At 56.9% G+C, this 16,216-nt stretch carries 18 protein-coding genes; 9 read left to right on the top strand and 9 right to left on the bottom strand.

Annotated features, from left to right (window positions below):
- Positions 1-1,455: 1,455 nt before the first annotated feature.
- Positions 1,456-1,674, bottom strand: coding sequence for a helix-turn-helix domain-containing protein (locus tag M1R55_RS30230; RefSeq protein WP_249396783.1), 219 nt, complete (start codon positions 1,672-1,674; stop codon positions 1,456-1,458).
- Positions 1,675-1,755: 81 nt separating this feature from the next.
- On the opposite strand from M1R55_RS30230, the gene M1R55_RS30225 reads away from it, so the two are divergent.
- A complete protein-coding gene (locus M1R55_RS30225; RefSeq protein WP_249396782.1) occupies positions 1,756-2,349 on the top strand; it encodes a hypothetical protein in 594 nt (197 codons plus the stop codon).
- Positions 2,350-2,769: 420 nt separating this feature from the next.
- Here M1R55_RS30225 and M1R55_RS30220 read toward each other — a convergent pair whose 3' ends face one another.
- Both M1R55_RS30220 and M1R55_RS30215 read right to left on the bottom strand, forming a co-directional pair.
- Complete coding sequence (locus tag M1R55_RS30220) at positions 2,770-3,435, bottom strand: DMT family transporter (protein ID WP_256566091.1); 666 nt, start codon at positions 3,433-3,435, stop codon at positions 2,770-2,772.
- Between the two features lie 25 nt (positions 3,436-3,460).
- Positions 3,461-4,186 (bottom strand): GrpB family protein, encoded by a 726-nt coding sequence (locus tag M1R55_RS30215; protein ID WP_249396780.1) that lies wholly within the window; start codon positions 4,184-4,186, stop codon positions 3,461-3,463.
- 88 nt (positions 4,187-4,274) lie between these two features.
- On the opposite strand from M1R55_RS30215, the gene M1R55_RS30210 reads away from it, so the two are divergent.
- On the top strand, positions 4,275-4,841 hold the full coding sequence (locus M1R55_RS30210; protein ID WP_371827352.1) for a LysR family substrate-binding domain-containing protein: 567 nt from the start codon (positions 4,275-4,277) through the stop codon (positions 4,839-4,841).
- 29 nt (positions 4,842-4,870) lie between these two features.
- On the opposite strand, the gene M1R55_RS30205 is transcribed toward M1R55_RS30210, so the two are convergent.
- Entirely contained in the window at positions 4,871-5,146 is a 276-nt protein-coding gene (locus M1R55_RS30205; RefSeq protein WP_249396778.1) for a helix-turn-helix domain-containing protein, read from the bottom strand.
- A 206-nt stretch (positions 5,147-5,352) separates the two neighbouring features.
- Here M1R55_RS30205 and M1R55_RS30200 point away from each other — a divergent pair, with 206 nt between their 5' ends.
- The 4 genes from M1R55_RS30200 to M1R55_RS30185 all read left to right on the top strand — a co-directional run bounded on the left by M1R55_RS30200 (position 5,353) and on the right by M1R55_RS30185 (position 8,105).
- The gene (locus M1R55_RS30200) at positions 5,353-5,988 is read left to right on the top strand and encodes a hypothetical protein (RefSeq protein ID WP_249396777.1); all 636 of its coding nucleotides are present in this window, start codon (positions 5,353-5,355) and stop codon (positions 5,986-5,988) included.
- A 99-nt stretch (positions 5,989-6,087) separates the two neighbouring features.
- Positions 6,088-6,639 (top strand): hypothetical protein, encoded by a 552-nt coding sequence (locus M1R55_RS30195; RefSeq protein ID WP_249396776.1) that lies wholly within the window; start codon positions 6,088-6,090, stop codon positions 6,637-6,639.
- 420 nt (positions 6,640-7,059) lie between these two features.
- Entirely contained in the window at positions 7,060-7,626 is a 567-nt protein-coding gene (locus tag M1R55_RS30190; protein WP_249396775.1) for a hypothetical protein, read from the top strand.
- A gap of 122 nt (positions 7,627-7,748) precedes the next feature.
- Positions 7,749-8,105: an MbcA/ParS/Xre antitoxin family protein gene (locus tag M1R55_RS30185; protein WP_249396774.1), complete on the top strand. Its 357-nt coding sequence runs from the start codon at positions 7,749-7,751 to the stop codon at positions 8,103-8,105.
- A gap of 26 nt (positions 8,106-8,131) precedes the next feature.
- On the opposite strand, the gene M1R55_RS30180 is transcribed toward M1R55_RS30185, so the two are convergent.
- On the bottom strand, positions 8,132-8,659 hold the full coding sequence (locus M1R55_RS30180) for a DUF4384 domain-containing protein (protein WP_249396773.1): 528 nt from the start codon (positions 8,657-8,659) through the stop codon (positions 8,132-8,134).
- Between the two features lie 293 nt (positions 8,660-8,952).
- On the opposite strand from M1R55_RS30180, the gene M1R55_RS32555 reads away from it, so the two are divergent.
- The 3 genes from M1R55_RS32555 to M1R55_RS30170 all read left to right on the top strand — a co-directional run bounded on the left by M1R55_RS32555 (position 8,953) and on the right by M1R55_RS30170 (position 11,621).
- A complete protein-coding gene (locus M1R55_RS32555) occupies positions 8,953-9,393 on the top strand; it encodes a winged helix-turn-helix domain-containing protein (RefSeq protein WP_371827347.1) in 441 nt (146 codons plus the stop codon).
- A 112-nt stretch (positions 9,394-9,505) separates the two neighbouring features.
- Positions 9,506-10,816, top strand: coding sequence for an IS701 family transposase (locus M1R55_RS30175; RefSeq protein WP_249396772.1), 1,311 nt, complete (start codon positions 9,506-9,508; stop codon positions 10,814-10,816).
- A 19-nt stretch (positions 10,817-10,835) separates the two neighbouring features.
- Positions 10,836-11,621 (top strand): IS982 family transposase, encoded by a 786-nt coding sequence (locus tag M1R55_RS30170; RefSeq protein ID WP_249396771.1) that lies wholly within the window; start codon positions 10,836-10,838, stop codon positions 11,619-11,621.
- Positions 11,622-11,656: 35 nt separating this feature from the next.
- On the opposite strand, the gene M1R55_RS30165 is transcribed toward M1R55_RS30170, so the two are convergent.
- The 4 genes from M1R55_RS30165 to M1R55_RS30150 all read right to left on the bottom strand — a co-directional run bounded on the left by M1R55_RS30165 (position 11,657) and on the right by M1R55_RS30150 (position 15,499).
- Positions 11,657-12,088, bottom strand: a complete 432-nt coding sequence (locus M1R55_RS30165; RefSeq protein ID WP_249396770.1) for a hypothetical protein — start codon at positions 12,086-12,088, stop codon at positions 11,657-11,659.
- A gap of 46 nt (positions 12,089-12,134) precedes the next feature.
- Positions 12,135-13,508: an IS66 family transposase gene (locus tag M1R55_RS30160; RefSeq protein ID WP_249396848.1), complete on the bottom strand. Its 1,374-nt coding sequence runs from the start codon at positions 13,506-13,508 to the stop codon at positions 12,135-12,137.
- A 707-nt stretch (positions 13,509-14,215) separates the two neighbouring features.
- Entirely contained in the window at positions 14,216-14,722 is a 507-nt protein-coding gene (locus M1R55_RS30155; RefSeq protein WP_249396769.1) for a hypothetical protein, read from the bottom strand.
- A gap of 105 nt (positions 14,723-14,827) precedes the next feature.
- A complete protein-coding gene (locus M1R55_RS30150; protein WP_249396768.1) occupies positions 14,828-15,499 on the bottom strand; it encodes a hypothetical protein in 672 nt (223 codons plus the stop codon).
- Positions 15,500-16,216: the final 717 nt, after the last annotated feature.

The raw sequence follows: 16,216 nt of genomic DNA, 5'->3' as shown, positions 1-16,216 counted from the left end.
ACCCGATACTAACAAGGTTAAAAAAAATTTTCAAGCTAAAAGCTTGAATAAGCGCTCTAGAGGGCGTTTTTCTAAATAAGCTTGAACAGATACTACACACGGTAATCTGTAGCTATAACATTTAACTCGATAATTTTATTTTTGTCAAGTTACAGCTAAAAAATGCCCTCCTACAAGGGAAAAATCTCTATTTTAACTTTTTAAAATGGCCCATAAGCCTGCTGTCCCCAGCTTCATACCCACACCTTACCATACAAGTCTATACCCACACTTTACCACATTAAAATCTAGGTTTATTGCCTTTAATTCTATACCCACAGGATACCACACGAAAAATAAGTCCGCCGCTCTCTGAAACTTACTTTGTATCAATCTAGCTTACTTATGAACGAATGCGATTTGAAAGGATCATTTGAGATCATTGTAGATTTAGTACGTTATCCATACCGGTGGAGTTGCTCCCAGCTCAAGACGGCACGCCAGGCTACGTCCAGCACAAGACCTGACGTGATACCACAACTCGGATTTGCACCTGAATTAATAAATAAGAAGTGCGAGATTTAGGGTTATGGCACTCATACCCATCAATAAAATTATAGAATCGTTGTTTTGATTTTATCAAGATTGTAAAGCGATACTTAGCTGTTGATTTCATCCTCCGAGCAGGCTTCAATATAGTCAAGTAGACTGCTTATCAACTTGACACTCTGTTCCTCAGTCTATTGACTTGTAAAGAAAGTTTTAGGCGGCACAATGACTTGGATGCACTTTAATGACCGTCTGTTCCGCTCGTCAACTCTTGAGCGGCAGACCCTATGTACCCTGCTTGAAGCAGGTGGGCTTACGCACAGCTTTCCCAGTCTCACCTCAACGCTGCCTCGCGTTCGCCAGGTCATGGGGTGCCGTCTTCCGCCTATGTCTGGTCTCACGGCGATCATGTCCAGTCACTGCTGTACTGCCTGGGCTGCTCACCAAACGACCGGGTCAAAACGCACTGGGGGACAACGGGCAGGCTGCCTGAACCCAGGTGCAAACCACCGAACAGGTTGCGCTGAGCGCGGCCCTGACGACTTTCGGAGACGTGGGCTTGCCCTGAACAACTCACCCCAGTGCAGAGTGGCATCACTTTCTGTCCCTTCCAATGAAATCAGCGCACCGCGGAGGGAAACGGGTGTACAGGTCAGCACCAGCGTCGATGAACTGTTCTGGCCGGAGCGCGTGCTGTCCGTGCACCTGCTTGCAGCCGTTGCCGCCTGTCCAGTCAGGTCTGGCATCGAGGTACTGGCGTCGTCGGACACGTCTCAGCTGCCGCTTCCTGCCTGTTGTGGCAACGTTGGTCGACCCGTCACTGGTCAGATCTTCAAGAATTCCTGATGCGGTCGTCAACCCACCGCACCGAGGAGCCTGTCCCTTCAACTGCCCACCCTCACTGCCTTTACGGGTAGTGTCCTGCCCTCAATCCGCACTCAGTAAGCGGCTGACATCCACCTCTAGGGCGTCCGCGAGCTTTTGCATGTGATCCACAGTGACATTGGCGCCCTCACGCTCAATCTCACCGATGTACGTTCGGTGAATCCCCGCGCGGTCGCCCAATTCTTCCTGTGAGAGCCCAAGCACCTTGCGTTGTCGCCGGACGTTGGCGGCCAGACGCAAGCGGGCGGGACTGGCAGACATCCCCACAGCCTGCCCACCCCAGCCCAAACTCTCTACAGTCTAAACCTAGCAATTTGCCCGCATGCTCCCTACACTGACTGCATGATGAGGGCAGAGCAGCGGGAGTACTGGAGTGCGGCCAGAGCGGTGAGGGAGCCTGACGGAGAACTTGAAGACCTCTCACAGGTGGCCCTTTCGCCGTCGGTGGCCCGCAGCCTGCAACTGCAACTGGACTCGCCTGCCCGGTTGCGCGGCGGCCTGCTTTTTGGCGAGCAACGGGGGGACACCTTGCACGTCATGCTGGCCTCCACCCTGGGCCGCTCTGCTTGGTACAGCCCTTCCAGAAACGCGGTGCTGGACGTTGATTCCCGGTTCATCCTAGGTCGGAGCGAGGCGCTCCGGGAGATCTCGGGCGGCACCACCGACTGGAGAGGCAACTGGCTGATGTATGACGACAGCCAGCTTCACGCACAACGCAAAGACCACCGCTGGTTCAGATCGGGTCAACGCCTGGGCCTGTTCGATGCCCGCCACGTGCTTCTGGTCGTGGGTTGGGAAGGAAGCTGCTTGACCTGCCGGGCGTACCGCCGGGATGTAGACGGACAGGCCGAGGAACTGGCCCTGAACTACGAGGGGGTGGAGCTGGTCGAGGAACTCAAGCTCAGCGGTTCCGCCAGCCGCCTCAGAGACGCCTGACGAAGACTGGAACTCTGGTTCGTCCGCCCATGTCCAAGAGGGGTGAACCTCCGGGCTGATCCGGCACACCATCCTGATGCTCCGGCGCAGTGCTACCTTGCACGCTCACGAAGCTGCCCCGGATGAACTAGGGAGGTCGCTCACCTTTTAGGAGGTTCGGGCAGCGACCGTGCCAAGATTGGTGACGGTACTGTGAATCTATTCGCTGTGTGACAAATCCATTCAGACCGGCTTGTACTTCTATGGCTCCAGAACATTCAAGCATGCGACTCATCCAGCGTCGAGAAAGGCGGCAGATTCCCAAGCGTCATTCCAGCGGGCCACATCCATCTGGTAGGGCAGCGCGATGATGCGGATGTCCATGACGGTCTTCTGAGTTGAGCCAGTGAAATGAGCTGACGGCCATGAAGCGTGCGTTCGTCAACGGACCGCTCGTCTAGATACGGCATGGGTACTGTTTGCCAGCCAGATAGACGCCAGGATGACTACGCCGCCCAGCACGGAGAGGGGTTGCAGGTGCTCTCCCAAAAAGCCCACCCCGTAGAGAAGTGCAGCCACCGGCAGCAAGTAATGCACCAGTGAAGCCTGCGCCGCTGACGTTGTGCTGAGCAGCCGAAAGAAGAGAATCACCGGGAGCGCTGTTGAGACCACGGCCATGCCGAGGAGCGCCCACCACACGCTGGCCGGTTGCTGCCAAGCGCTCAGCGGCTCGAGCAGGGCGGCGGCCACGGCGGCGAATATCATGGCCGCCAGTTGCTGCCCCAGTGCGGTCTGGGTTGGTTCGGTCGGCCGCAGCCGAGACACGACCAGCGCCGCTCCAGCGTAGGACATCGCCGCGCCCAACACCGCAAATGAGCCAATGATGGTGGCACTTCCGCCCAGCGCCGCCACGATCCCTAGAGCCTGACGCGGCACAATTCGGTCTGCCGATAGCCCCAACTGACCGCCGACAGCGACAAACAGCGGCGTGGTCGCCTGAAGCAGCGCCGCTGGAGCGCTGTCGATTCGGCTCAGCGCGTAGGCCAGCAGCACGTTGGGGATAAAACCATTGAGGAGGCCGAGCAGCACTGCGGCGCGGTATTCGATTAGCGGTTGCGCTGAATCAAGATCCTCACGACGACATCAGAACAGGCCACTCAAGCGCCGCCCACCGCATCACTCGATCAGGCGTGTCCCACCCCCAAGTGTGATCGCTTGCGTCACGCACGATATCCTCTGCCTCTTCATACCGTCCCGCGATGAACATCACCGACCCGTCTGGCCGTTGAACTTGACCGATCACCCAGGTTCCTGATGGTGGACGGGTCCATTCCTCAAAGTCATACCAATCCAAGGTCTGTGAACCTCGCCATGCCAGAATCCTGTCATACACGACGGCTTTTTGCGTACGGTACACATCCATTCCTGAGGCTGCGTAAGTGGCTTTGATCTCATTGACCTGACGACGAAAATCTTCGTGATCCAGTAAGCGCCGCTTGAGTTGTGCGAAAAAGTCGTGCGTTGAACCGATGGCCACAAGTTGCAAGCTGATCTCAGTCCCGTCTTGAGACGGTGCGTTGAAGATGGCGTGTATCGCAGGTATCCAATGTTCCTCATGGATAGGCTGAAAGACAGAGCCTAAGGTGCTGATGGCGGAATCGAAAGATGTTTGCGGAACACGTACGGCAATATCGAGGTCGCCTTTGGTCGTCAGGCCGGGAACAGCGGTGGCACCGACATGTTCAATGTGTGCTTCGGGAAGGACTTGATGAACCTGCTGGGCGACCTCGGCTGTCAAGCCGTCATAATAAGTGGTGAGTTCAGGTGTGACCTGACGTTGTGGGATGACTTCAGCCATACCAATGAGTCTATGAGTCGTCATCATCGTGCAACTTAAGGCAAGTTTTAAGGGGTAGCGGAGTTGGGTTCAATCCCCTCTAGCGACACTGGACGGCGGGAAAGGAAGGCCCGCGCGCTTCCGTCTGGCCCGGCCCGGTGTGGCGCTGACCATCACCGAGATGACCACCGATCCGATGCTCGCCGCCCTGCACCGGCGTGAGATCGATCTCGGCCTGGGCCGCGAGGTCGCCGCGGAGGGTACCTTCCGCACCCGTCTGCTGTTTCGGGAACGGCTGCTGGTGGTTGCGGCGGCGGAGCACCTGTTGTCGGGCCGGGTCGTTGAGGTAGCCGACCTTGCCTCTCAGCCCTTCGTTTTACCGCCGCCAAGCGCTGGTGAGGACTTTCGCACCTATCTGACCGAGTTGTGTGTCGCCTCGGGATTTGTGCCGCAGGTCGCTCAGGAGGCGACAGAGTGGTCCACGGTGCTGGCCTTCGTCGGCGCAGGCTTTGGTCTCAGTATCGTGCCGCAATCGGCACTCTCTTTGTCGAAGGCCCAGTACACAGTTCTTGAGACGCCGGGGCTGGAATGGTGGACTTCGGTGTTCGCTTGCTGGCGGGCCGACCACACCTCCGCCGTTCGCGACGCGCTGATAAATACGCTCACCGTTCAGTAGACCTGCTCGATCTCCTTCGACTTGGCACGTTATGTCTCGTCGGGAGCCTCGGTTCCAGCATGGACAGCCTCCGTCTCTGGATCCAATAAATCGACCACCCTCACCCCAACGGCCTGGGCCAATGCGTCAAGCATGTCCAAGCCACTATTGCGCTGACCCCGCTCGATCTGTGAGATGTACGACCAATCAATCTTGCTGTCATGCGCGATATCGAAGATCGATAGCCCTTTGGCCTTGCGGGTGGCCCGCAAGTTCGCCCCAAACACGGCTCTGAGCGGACTGGCGGGCTGATTTGTTTTGGGCATCCCGTTAGGGTCGTGACCTTTGGTAATCTTGTACAGTGAATCTAATCTATGGTAATCTTATACCAAATTGGTTTTTTAGCGTCTGACAGGCCGATTTGCTGAAATAAAGAAGGTTCACTTCACTGGGCCGTGGCTGAACCAACTTGGTTCAGCCTGCCCTTTCGCTGCTTCACTTCATTTGCCCTTGTTGATGGCCGAGGTTCTCTGTGCTGCGATTCTTGCCTGCTCTGTTTCTGCTCTCCACGGCTGCTGCTGCCGACATCGACTGCAAGACCCTCATCCTCGACAACAATGGGTACCTGGGCTACCAGACGGTCGAAGTCTTTCCCAATCCTGTGCAAAAAACAGCTATCCGCCTCAATCGCCAGACGCAGCCCCTGCGCCGGGAGGTCTGCGGCTTCACCGTCACCGCCGACCAGGCTGGGTACAGCTTCAAGGCCAAGAACATCAAGGCGCTGGTGCAGCAGTTGGGGACAGGTTCCAGTTGGCCATTTCGCGTGGTCGGCATGCAACTGGTCGGTGGCCGCTTGGACTACCCTGACGCCGCCCGGCTCGATCTCTCTTTACCCGAGGGGCTGATGCATACCGACGTGCGTTTCACCGGGTATTTCAATAGTCTGTATCTGCCCAAAGACGCGCTGATGGCGGTTCGGGTCAATGGCGGCCCGCTCAAACCTCTGCTCTATAACGGAACGTTCCGCTCCATTTCCTTTGGTCCCAAAATCAACACCTTAGAACTGTTCATCCAGTCGAGCAAGCCTGTGCTCTGGGAAAAGATGCTGCTGGACGTCGGCAACAGTCGCATGAGCTTCATCAAAAAGGCAGCGATGCCCAGCAAATGAAGCGGCCTGACCTGCGTCAATCCTGTGGTAAGGCCTGGATCAGCCTCCCGGTGACACAACACACTTGTCTGGGGCGGCTGCGCCTCAAAGGGGAAAGAGATGGCTTCTAAAGACCTCCCAGAGCAGCACATGCTGGAGGCCGAACTGGGCGGCCCGATGCAGTTTCACGGGCTGATTGCCCCGCCTCTGCCTGCGGCGCCCGTCCGGCCCCGCTTGGCCTACCGGCGGCACTGGAAAGGGGGAGAGCAAGAAGTCCATATCCACAATCCGTCAGAAGGAGTGCCCCATGGTTCGGACGCGTTGGTGCTTCAGGCACTGTTGATGGCTCCCCCGGCGCTCACCCATCCCTATTGGGTCGTGCTCGTGCGGGTGGAGGAGCTGGACGAGTTGATCTGGAAAACTGAGCGCACCAATACGCTGACGTTAGACGACATAGTACAAGCGGTCACGCGCCTTCAAACGACCCGATTCACCCTTGATGCGCCTGGGGGGAGCCCAGGGCGCCAGACCTTCCATTTGATTGATCGGCTCCAGATTCATAGCCAGAGTCAGAAGCCGGGGGGTGAAAAATTCGTGCGGCTCTTTCAGGTCGAATTTAGTCCGACCACGCTGACTCTCGAGGGGCTGGATGCCTCAGGGATTCGGGCCTAGCTGGGCCAGGGAAGGGCTCGACTGCGACAATCCGCGCCTGGGCGGGTGCAGCCCTACACCTTATGCCCCAAGGCAAGTCCCTACATTTCAACACATCTATCCCCTCGACCTGACCACATCTGTCTCACTCCATGCCAGCAGATTTCCTGCTTGATCTTCGAGGTTTTCGATAGTGCGATTCTTGCCTTACGTCTTCCCGCTTCCCGCCGACTCAGCGACATACATCTGATGTTCGACATTTACGAGGACTTGGGATCCCAGACTGTTGAAGTCTCTTCCCGTCTAATACAGCAAACTGCCGTCCCCATGAATGGCCACATTCAACCCCTTCGCCCGGAAGTCTGCGTATTGAGGACTGGAGCGGCCCCAGTGGGGGAAAGCCAGGTCGTCCATCCGTCCTCTGCCCAATGGGGCAAGTAGATGGCGACTCAACCTATACCAGATCAGCTCACTCTCGAAACACAGTTGGGCGGCCCAATGCAGTTCCACGGGCTCATTGCTCCCTCCCTGCCCCCCGATCCCATTCGCTCCCATCTAGGGTATGTCCGGCACTGGCAGGGTGAGGAGCAGCTGGTCAACATCTACAACGCGCCCTTCGTGGTGCCGTCCGGCGTCGATGCTGTAGTTCTGGCGGCCTTGCTGCGTGCGCCTCCGCTCCAGAACAAGCTCCGCGACTGGAAGGTGGTAGTCACCGGTGAACAACTCGACGCCCTGATTCGGGAAGTCGATCCTCTGGTCAATCTGACCGCCACCGAGGTCATGGACGCATTGCAGCGGCTACGAATGGCGGGAGTGAGCATTGACGCCCCTCACGCCAGACGCCGGTTTTCCGGCTTTCAGTTTTTATCTGAGCTGCGTGTGTCGAGCCGTGAGCGGGTCACCGATGGGTTCGTGGTCTTCAACGAGGCATCCGTGCAACTCAGCGAAACGGTTCTGAGCCTGCACTTGTTCGGGATGCTGAACCCCCCGGAGGCTGAAGGAGCGTAGCAGGCTGACTCTCCTTGCGGTTCTGGCGATGGGTATAGGCTTCGCCCCCTCTTCTCTCCCACAGGGAGGCTCTATATGCTGGTATGGACGCTGAAACAGCCCGATGTTCTGGTCAAGCCATCATGACCGGCCCAGATTCGCACACCCTGCTGACAGAGACGCGGCATCCAGAGACGGGCCAACTCGACGCTCACCGGGTGGCCCAGACATTAGGACTGACCTGGGAAGAACTGGGACAGGTTTTGAATGGTAATTCGCCTACGCTTCCCACGGTTCCTCCCAGCGACGATCTGCACCCGCTAGACGCACTGGCCCACCACTTACGCGATGTCTTTGGTTCGCTGGACACAGCCCGGATCTGGCTACGTGTCTCCAATCCGGTGCTGGATGACGAAGCGCCCGTTGCGTTTCTAACGCGCGGCGACCTCATGTCCATCCACAAGCTGCTGAGACTGGCCGAAAGTGGCACACCGACTTGAGTTCTTCGTGTAGGGAGGGCGCGCTCTTAAGGCTGTGCCGTGACCGTGAACTTCGCCAACGTGGCGATGCCGGGATTGAGCAATTTGATAATGGCGGTCGTCGAGCCTTCCAGACCCCCGACCCCCTGCCGATTGGCCTGCACCGTCGCAAACGCCGCACTCTCCGAGGCATAGGCACTGATGCCCTCCAGATTCAGCGGCCTTGGACTCGCGTAAGCCAGCACCGTATGCACCCCTGCAGGTGCCGTCGCTTTCAACAGGATGTTCGCTTCCGGTGCAGGAAACACGACCGTCTGGCCAGCCTTGAGGGTGCCGGCTCCACCCGGCAGACGATTCGGGAGGAGCTGATCGACCTGACCATCCGGACTTTCCACCAACAGCAGCACGTACCAGAGACCGGGCTCGTGTTGCAGGGTGAGGTTGAGCTTCAGTTCTCGGCCCACAGTGATGGGGTTGGGCATTACTTGCAGACTCAGTGCCGGTGCAGCGGGCGCTGGCGACGTCGCGCAGGCGGTCAAGGTCAGCAGAACACTGCTCAGCATCAAGGCTTTCATCGCCTCACTGTACGGCGCAGCCAGAGGCGATCAGGGCAAATCTGCCGAAGGCGTGTCTCGCGCCTAGCAAGTGAAAGCACCACAACGGTCACGTCTTTTCAAGCACCTCAAGCTCCGCGCGCATTGCTTCTGTCTCTGGATCCAATCGATCAACGACCCTCACTCCCACGGCCTATTGATCCCTGTACAGCTGAACAACGCCGAGTTACATTTGAGACATGTCGCTGATTTGGCAGCCATCCCAGTAGACACGGGCACAGTTAGAGGAGCGTCGCCTGTTCGCCAAGCCTCTGTTGGAGGCTGGGGAACTCAACGCCACCCAGATCGCAGAGATGAGTGGGGTCAGTCCCAGCACGGTGCGGGCTTGGAGACGACGCCTGCGCCAGCAGGGGTCGCTGGAGGCGACTCGTGCACCCGGCCCACCACGGCGGCTCACGGATGGGCAGATCGCCACGATCATGGACTTGCTCCAGGCCGGGCCGGATCCAGCTCGGTTCCCAGATCAGCGGTGGACGTGTCCCCGAGTGCGTGAAGTGATCGGGCTCCGTTTTGATGTTTGGTACGACGTCGATCATGTCAGCCGCTTGTTACATCTGTGGGGAGAATCCCCACAGAAACCGGATAGACGGGCGATGGAACGTTCGGAAGAGGCCGTGGAGACTTGGGTGAACGTGCGCGTCCCCGAGTTGGAAAAAAAAGGTAACTACTCAGCACAAGATTCGGCCTCGTGCTGAGTAACCGCGGATAGGAGTTGATCCGAGCGACAAAAAATGCGAAAGGGACGGTGCTTATCTGTACTTCGGGAAAACGAAAACTTAGGGCGTGACAAGAAGACCAGCATCGTTGATGCTGGTCTTCATTATGCGTCGCCCCTTGCCACGCTGGACTCGCCATTTTCCAAGCTGGTTCGAACCCTTTCAGAGTCAGTTGCCGCACAAAGCGCAACGCCGTCTCGCGCCACTTTATGTTCAAGGCTTGTGCAGCATGGCTCGTCGAAAAAGCATGACGCCGATGGCCCAGTGGATTGCTCCTGGGAGCGAGGATCAGTTTCAACACTTCATCACGGACAGCCCTTGGAGCACCGCCACTCTTGAACCCTTGTTTCTTCAGCGCGCCAACGCACTTCTCGGTGGGCAGGATGCCGTCTTGATCATCGACGATACCTGCTTGACTAAATTTGGGACGAAGTCGGTTGGGGTGACGAAGCAATACTCAGGACAAGTAGGGGGATTAACTCAGTGCCAGTGTTTAGTTTCGCTCACGCTTGCCCAGCACATTTTTCCTGTTCCAGTCAGTCTGCGCCTCTTTCTCCCCCGAGACTGGACGGGTGATCTGCAGCGGATGAAAGCTGCTGGTGTTCCTGAGGAACACCAGCAAACGCAGAGCAAGTGGGCCGTTGCCTTGGAGGAACTTGATCGTCTTCGGCCACAGTTGAATTTCGGTCTGGTGCTTGCAGATGCGGGTTACGGGGCCACTGCCGCTTTCAGGCAAGCCCTCAGCGAACGTCAACTTCAATGGTCTGTCGGCATTCACTCGACGCAGAAGGTGTATCCCGCCGATGTTCAACTCCTGCCCAGCGTTAAACCGGTTCATGGACGGCGTTCCAAGTACCCGACACCGTCTCAACCACGTCAGACTGTCCGAGAGACATTGGCAAACGCGGTTTGGCATCAGGTGGTGTGGCGGCAAGGAACGAAAGCTCCGCTCTCTGGACGATTCGCTGCTCAATACGTGTGCCTTGCGGATGGCACAGAATATCGGCAAGGGCAACACCTCCCAGGTCAAGCCGCCTGGATCATCGGAGAAGAAAGGCGTGGTGGTGAGCGAAAGTACTCCGCCTGCAACCTTCCTCCCGAGACATCGTTTGAGCACCTCGTTGAGGTGACCAAGCGGCGTTGGGCTTGCGAATTGACCCATCGGGAATTGAAACAGGAGGTGGGTCTAGATCATTTCGAGGGGCGTTCATGGCGTGGTCTACATCATCATGCACAGCTGTGCATGATGGCTCTGCTCTTTCTCCAGTGGTTGCGACTCAGCCAACCGGATGACCTGAGAGGCGACTCTGTGCCTGCAATTCGAGAGGAACTGGCAGGAGCAGTCCTGCCAGTTCGCTGCATGACCTGCTGTTCCTGTACTGGTCTTTTCAGCGGCCCCTGAGTTTTCCCGAAGTACAGTTATGGGCCGTCCCGATTTCACTGTACTGCCGCTCACCACCGCTGTCACCCTCCTGAGCCGCTGGATCGCTCCACACGTCCCGGCAAAATTACTCCACACACACGAGAAAATCTCCGATGCTGAACTACTGGCAATTGCCCTCCTCCAGAAGCTGCACAAGGTGCCGTACTTCAACCGTTGGTGGCGATTTCTCAAGCTCAATCACTTCCCGCACTTCCCTTCTGAGACCCAGGCCCGAATCCGGCTGTCCCGGTTGACCCTAGTCGTTGAACAACTCGCCACCGAAGTCCAGGAACTGGACTTCGTCGCTGTCGATTCCGAGCCGCTTCCAGTTTCGACGTTCAAGCGCGCGCCACGCTGCAAGTTCCGAGGGGCACGCCACGGGTTCAGTACGGCTGGGCCGGTCTATGGCTTCAAACTCCACGCCTGGAGCGCGCTGAACGGCAAGATCGTGCGGTATGAGATTCGTCCTGCAAATGAGCACGATTTCAGCGTGCTCTGCGAGATGAACAGAGATTGGCCCGCTTTTGGCGGGCCAAAACAGATCGGGGATAAGGGGTATCAGTCGGGAACGTGCCTGACGCCGCCAAAGGTCAATGCGAAACGAATGGATCCGCGCTGGAAACCGGAATATGGGGCGGCCAGGAAGTGCATAGAGTCGGCGTTCTCCGTCCTCGCTGGGGCCGGACTGCGCTGGGGTCAGGTGAAGACGTATGTAAGCCTACGGTTGAAAGTGGCTCTGAACGTCCTCGCGCACAATCTGAAATTCACTGATATCGGCGGCTGATCGCGCCGCTGTCAACCCCTATTCGCGGTGAGTAGTTACGAAATTCTTTTGTGTAATGAAAAAATCGCAATTCTGTCTATTTCACCAGAACTGATAACGATGCCAGCCCTACTAGGGAAGGTTAATTCATATGCTACCCCAGTATCATCATCAGTTAAAATATTCTTCTCATGATAAATACCTTGTTGACCCAGACATTCGCTGAAATGACCTTCACTACCATTCTCTAATCCTTGTAGATCTATCATATCGGAATCCTCATACCCAAAAGGTCTAATGTATAATCCATACAACCCCGTGCCGTCAAAGTAAGCTACAAGGCTTTTGTCATAAGCTTCAATCGTGCCGTTACTTTCTTTATAAATTTCACGAAAGTTTCCGAATTCTTCCTGGAAACCTATTAAACTCATATCTCTATGTAAAGTGTGACTGCCTTTAAGCAAATCAGTCAGAAGAATCCTCGCCATACTTAACTCCTTCAATAACCACTCAACATAAGATCTAGGCAACTACTCAATACGAGAAGTCAGGCATAAGGGTGTCGCCACGAAAGACACTTACAAGACCAGGGTAAATATTTACACCCTGCTTGTGAAGTGTAGAAGTATAGCTACGAATGCGGCAGAAATTCACACCACACTCCACTGATCGAAAGCCTCCAGAAACTTTGCGCTTGACGCAGGCCATGCGGATGTCTCGTTCTGCTTGATTGTTATCAAATGGAACCTGTGCGTCGTGAAGGAAGCGCAGAATCGCTTCGCGGTAACGCTGGCACCGCAAGGCCAGATTCCGCCCCTTAGTTTGCTTCACCCGACCGCGGTTTCCGGCTACAGATTCCACCGCTGGATTGGTGTCCAACCCAGCCTGGACGAAGGTGTCGAACCGTTCCAGGAAGTCAGCTTTTCCTTCCGGTGTCAGTGTGCCCATTTTGTTCTCGTGATAGACGAGTTGCATGGCACGGCGAAGTTCCCCGGCCCAGAGCTGTCCGTGCCCCTCAGCTAAATGCCGCCATTCCCGGAGGAGATGGGCGTTGCACAGTGCATGCTGTGCCGGCAGTTGGAAATAGGTGATCCAGGCATCGTGTATGACGGTGCCCTTAAATCGAGGAAGGACATCCATGTCCTTCAGAGCGGCGTATCCTCGCTGCTCGTGGTGCCCATAGAGTGTGAGCTGCTCGCAGCTCACGACATGCATCCAGGCCAGCTTCCCATTCACCTTGCTCCCGGTCTCATCGGCATGGAGGACCGGCTGCTCGAGGAGTGCGGCTTTGAGCTCAGTCTCAAACGTGGTCAGACGTCCAGCAGTCACTTGGAGACTGAGAGAGATGGTGCCGTCACTGAGCTTCGCCCCACAGACGGCTTCCAGAATGTTCGAGGTGCGTTTCAACGGAACGAAGTGCACGGCGTTCAGAAGGACAGCCAGACCGTGGATTCGGGGACCGTACTGCACGTGACCAGGAACCTGGGCTGGAAAGGTGGCCTGCTCGCGGCAGTGACAGGTCGGGCAGATCTTGACTTGGGCGCGATACTCCACCACATGCAGACGGATCTCAGGCAGGTCCAGAACCTGCCGCGCGAGTTCATCACGGACCGTCACCGTGTCCCAGGCATGACCACAACCACAGTGTCCGGTAACAGGAAGTGTTACGACCTCATCAGGATGTTCGACCATCTTCAGCGTCTTGCCCGGGTGACCGGGTTGAGCGCCAGAAGTCCGGCCGGACTTCTGGCGCTCACTCTTCGGGGTCCAAGACTTGTCTTGGCTCGGAGGTTGATGGGAGGTCGTGCTGTTCAGGGCAAGACGTGCCTTGACTTCTTGAAGATCAGCGAGCACTTTGGCGAGCTGAGCTTCCAATTTTTTGCAGTTCGGGCAGGCATCCTCGGAGATGCCCCTACTCTAACTGCTCAGCCAAGTCCAAGCCCCCGCTGAGCAGTCACCGAACTCAGTCGTTGGTAAAACTCTTCGTGCAGCGGGCCCGTCCGGAGCTATTGGGAGTCCGTTGATTTGCCGCCCCGCCGTCTCTGTCAGCCGTATTTCTGGGATTGGAGAGCGTCGGTTCAATACAATGAACACCAGCAGAACACCATATTCATTACCCTGCTTGCCCGAGTTGTCGGACTTGCCCCTGCTGCGGAGAGAAAGCGCAGGCGTGGTGGCCACCGGCTTCCTTTCGCTGCTGTCCGCCTAAGCAGACTTCCCTAAGTTCTTGACAGCCCTCCAAGGCCGAGCACCATGAGGGCCACCCCCGGCCAGATCCCCCCAAGTGGCGCAGTGGTTGAGCCATGAAGAAAATAGTCGAGCGCGGCCCAGACCAATAACCCTAGCCCCACCAGCAGCATCAGCACAGGCCAACCCAAGTTCTTCACCCGTTCTCCTCCAGGTTTGTTCGTCCGGTCTTCTCTCGCATGAGAGACGTGCTGATGCTTGCTCCGTCTCCGCAGCCACGCAGCCCCTCAGTCGCTGTCCTTTCAGAGCCGCGGCGCCCCCTCCGGTGAATCTTTGAGGAGCGAGCAACGCGGTCAGCATCCCCCTCAGTTCCTCTGTACGGGAGGACACCAAATGTCTGTGTTCAGGCCAGCGCTTCAGACACTCCTTCAGTCGCTGAGAATGCCGTCAAGAATCATGAGGGCACCGTCTGGGATGGGCACGGGTGGAAAATCAAACCTGGCAAATTTACCACCAATAACACAATCGTGCCGATCTGGGGGCGTCGGCTCGGCACAGGTGAATGGATACGATTGGCCTGCTAAATTCTGATAGGACCCACTGGTCACTTTAGATCCAATAAAAGTGTGCTGAGCAACAAAAGCTTTGCCTAGAGGAGACTGTGCGAATTGCGCACCAGTCATGTTGAGCGTCTCGAGGTGAGCTCGCATCAGGTCGTCTCGCGTGATCAGGTAGATGCGTGGTGACCCCGTGTTCCTCACCGACTGAAAAATCTTGCAGGCCTCCCGAAGGCAACCATTGAGTTCTGACTGGGCGGTTCGTGGAACTAAAGAGTAGCGTTCACAGGCGGTGAAGACCAACAGGCCCGCCGCAATCACGGTGGTCTGAAGGAATTTGCGAGTTAGAGCGGAGCGGTGGTGTATCAGAGGTGTCATGAAGGGTTCCGCCTGAGGTGCTCGAGGGTCAAGAATGCCTAGACCGGGTGGAATGGGAACGTTGCTGCCCAGACCGTTCGGATCGTCCAGTGCCCCCCACCTTGTTCAGTCGCCGAGAATGCCGTCGAGAATCATGAGGGTACCGTCGGTCACCTCCATCATGGGCAATTCGAACGCGGCACGTTTTCCACCGATGACACACCTGTACCGATCCGTGGACGTCGAATCCGCACAGGTGAACGTATACGATTGGCCTGCTAAATTCTGATACGTGCCACTGGTCACTTTAGACCCAATAAAAGTGTGTTGAGCAACAAAAGCTTGGCCTGCGGCGGACGCAACGAACTGTTCACGAGTCATGTTGAGCGTTGCGAGGTGGGCTCGCATCAGGTCGTCGCTGGTGGTGAGGTAGATGCGTGGTGCCCCGACGTTCCCCACCAGCTGAAATACTTTGCACGCTTCCCGAATGCACTTGTTGAGCTGTGACTGAGCAGTCGGTGGAGCGAAGGCATTACAGGCTGTGAGGATCAGCAGTCCCGCCGCGATCACGGTGGTCTGAAGGAACTTGCGAGGTGGAGCGGAGCGGTGGTGTGTCAGAGGTGTCATGAAGGGTTCCGCCTGAGGTGGTCGAGGGTCAAGAATGCGTAGACCATGGCTGATGTGGGTTGGAATGGGAATGTTGCTGCCCAGACCGTTCGGATCGCCCCCCCAGCTGTGGTTGGATGCTGAGGCGGAGCGGAGCTGTGCGTAGAGAAAGAGTAGGGCATCAGGTTGCATGGAGTCACCACATATGGGGATTGATCGGGAATGGATCAGTCTCTGACAACCTGCTCATTGCTGGCGGGAGTGCTGTGGGCTATTGACGCCTCTGCTAACGCTTTGGCCAACAGGACACAGGCGTCGACCCGACTGACCTGAGTCAGGTTGGATTCAGAACAGTCGTTGCCTGCCCAAAGGACTCGATCTCCCCGCATCCCGGACGTGCCTCGACCCGGAATCCAGGTGGTGCGGCGGACCAGGGTGGTCGTCCGGTAGACCTGTGCCTCTCCCAAAGCCTCTTCGTCGTTGTCGGAGACAAAGAGAGAGTCGTCCTTCGCCGCGCCAACGAGTTATGCGCTCGTGCGCCAAATCAGGCCGACCTTGCCTGGGGGCTGGTTGCTCTAAAGCCGAATCCCTCACGTCCCACTTGACGGTCAACACAATTGCTAATCACAAACGGTAGTTCTTAGCAGGACTTTGTCACTCCAAGAAAAGGAACTGAGATTGCTCATCAGACCTTTCGGAGGGCTGTAGAACGTATTCGGCAGCAAGGCATGGAATGTTAGCTGTTAGCGGCTGGGTACCTAGGGACTCAATCTACGAGAACTTCGGGCATGTCCGATAGCATGACGCCCTCGTGAGCGAGCAGCTGAGCGACGGCTTCTCGAGTGTCCCAGAGGTCATGCCCACCCAAAGGAATGATGGGTTGTGGTGGCCTTGATGGATTGAGGAGGC

The sequence above is a fragment of the Deinococcus sp. QL22 genome, from assembly GCF_023370075.1.
Lineage (GTDB): Bacteria > Deinococcota > Deinococci > Deinococcales > Deinococcaceae > Deinococcus.
This window is presented reverse-complemented; position numbering and strand designations above follow the sequence as displayed.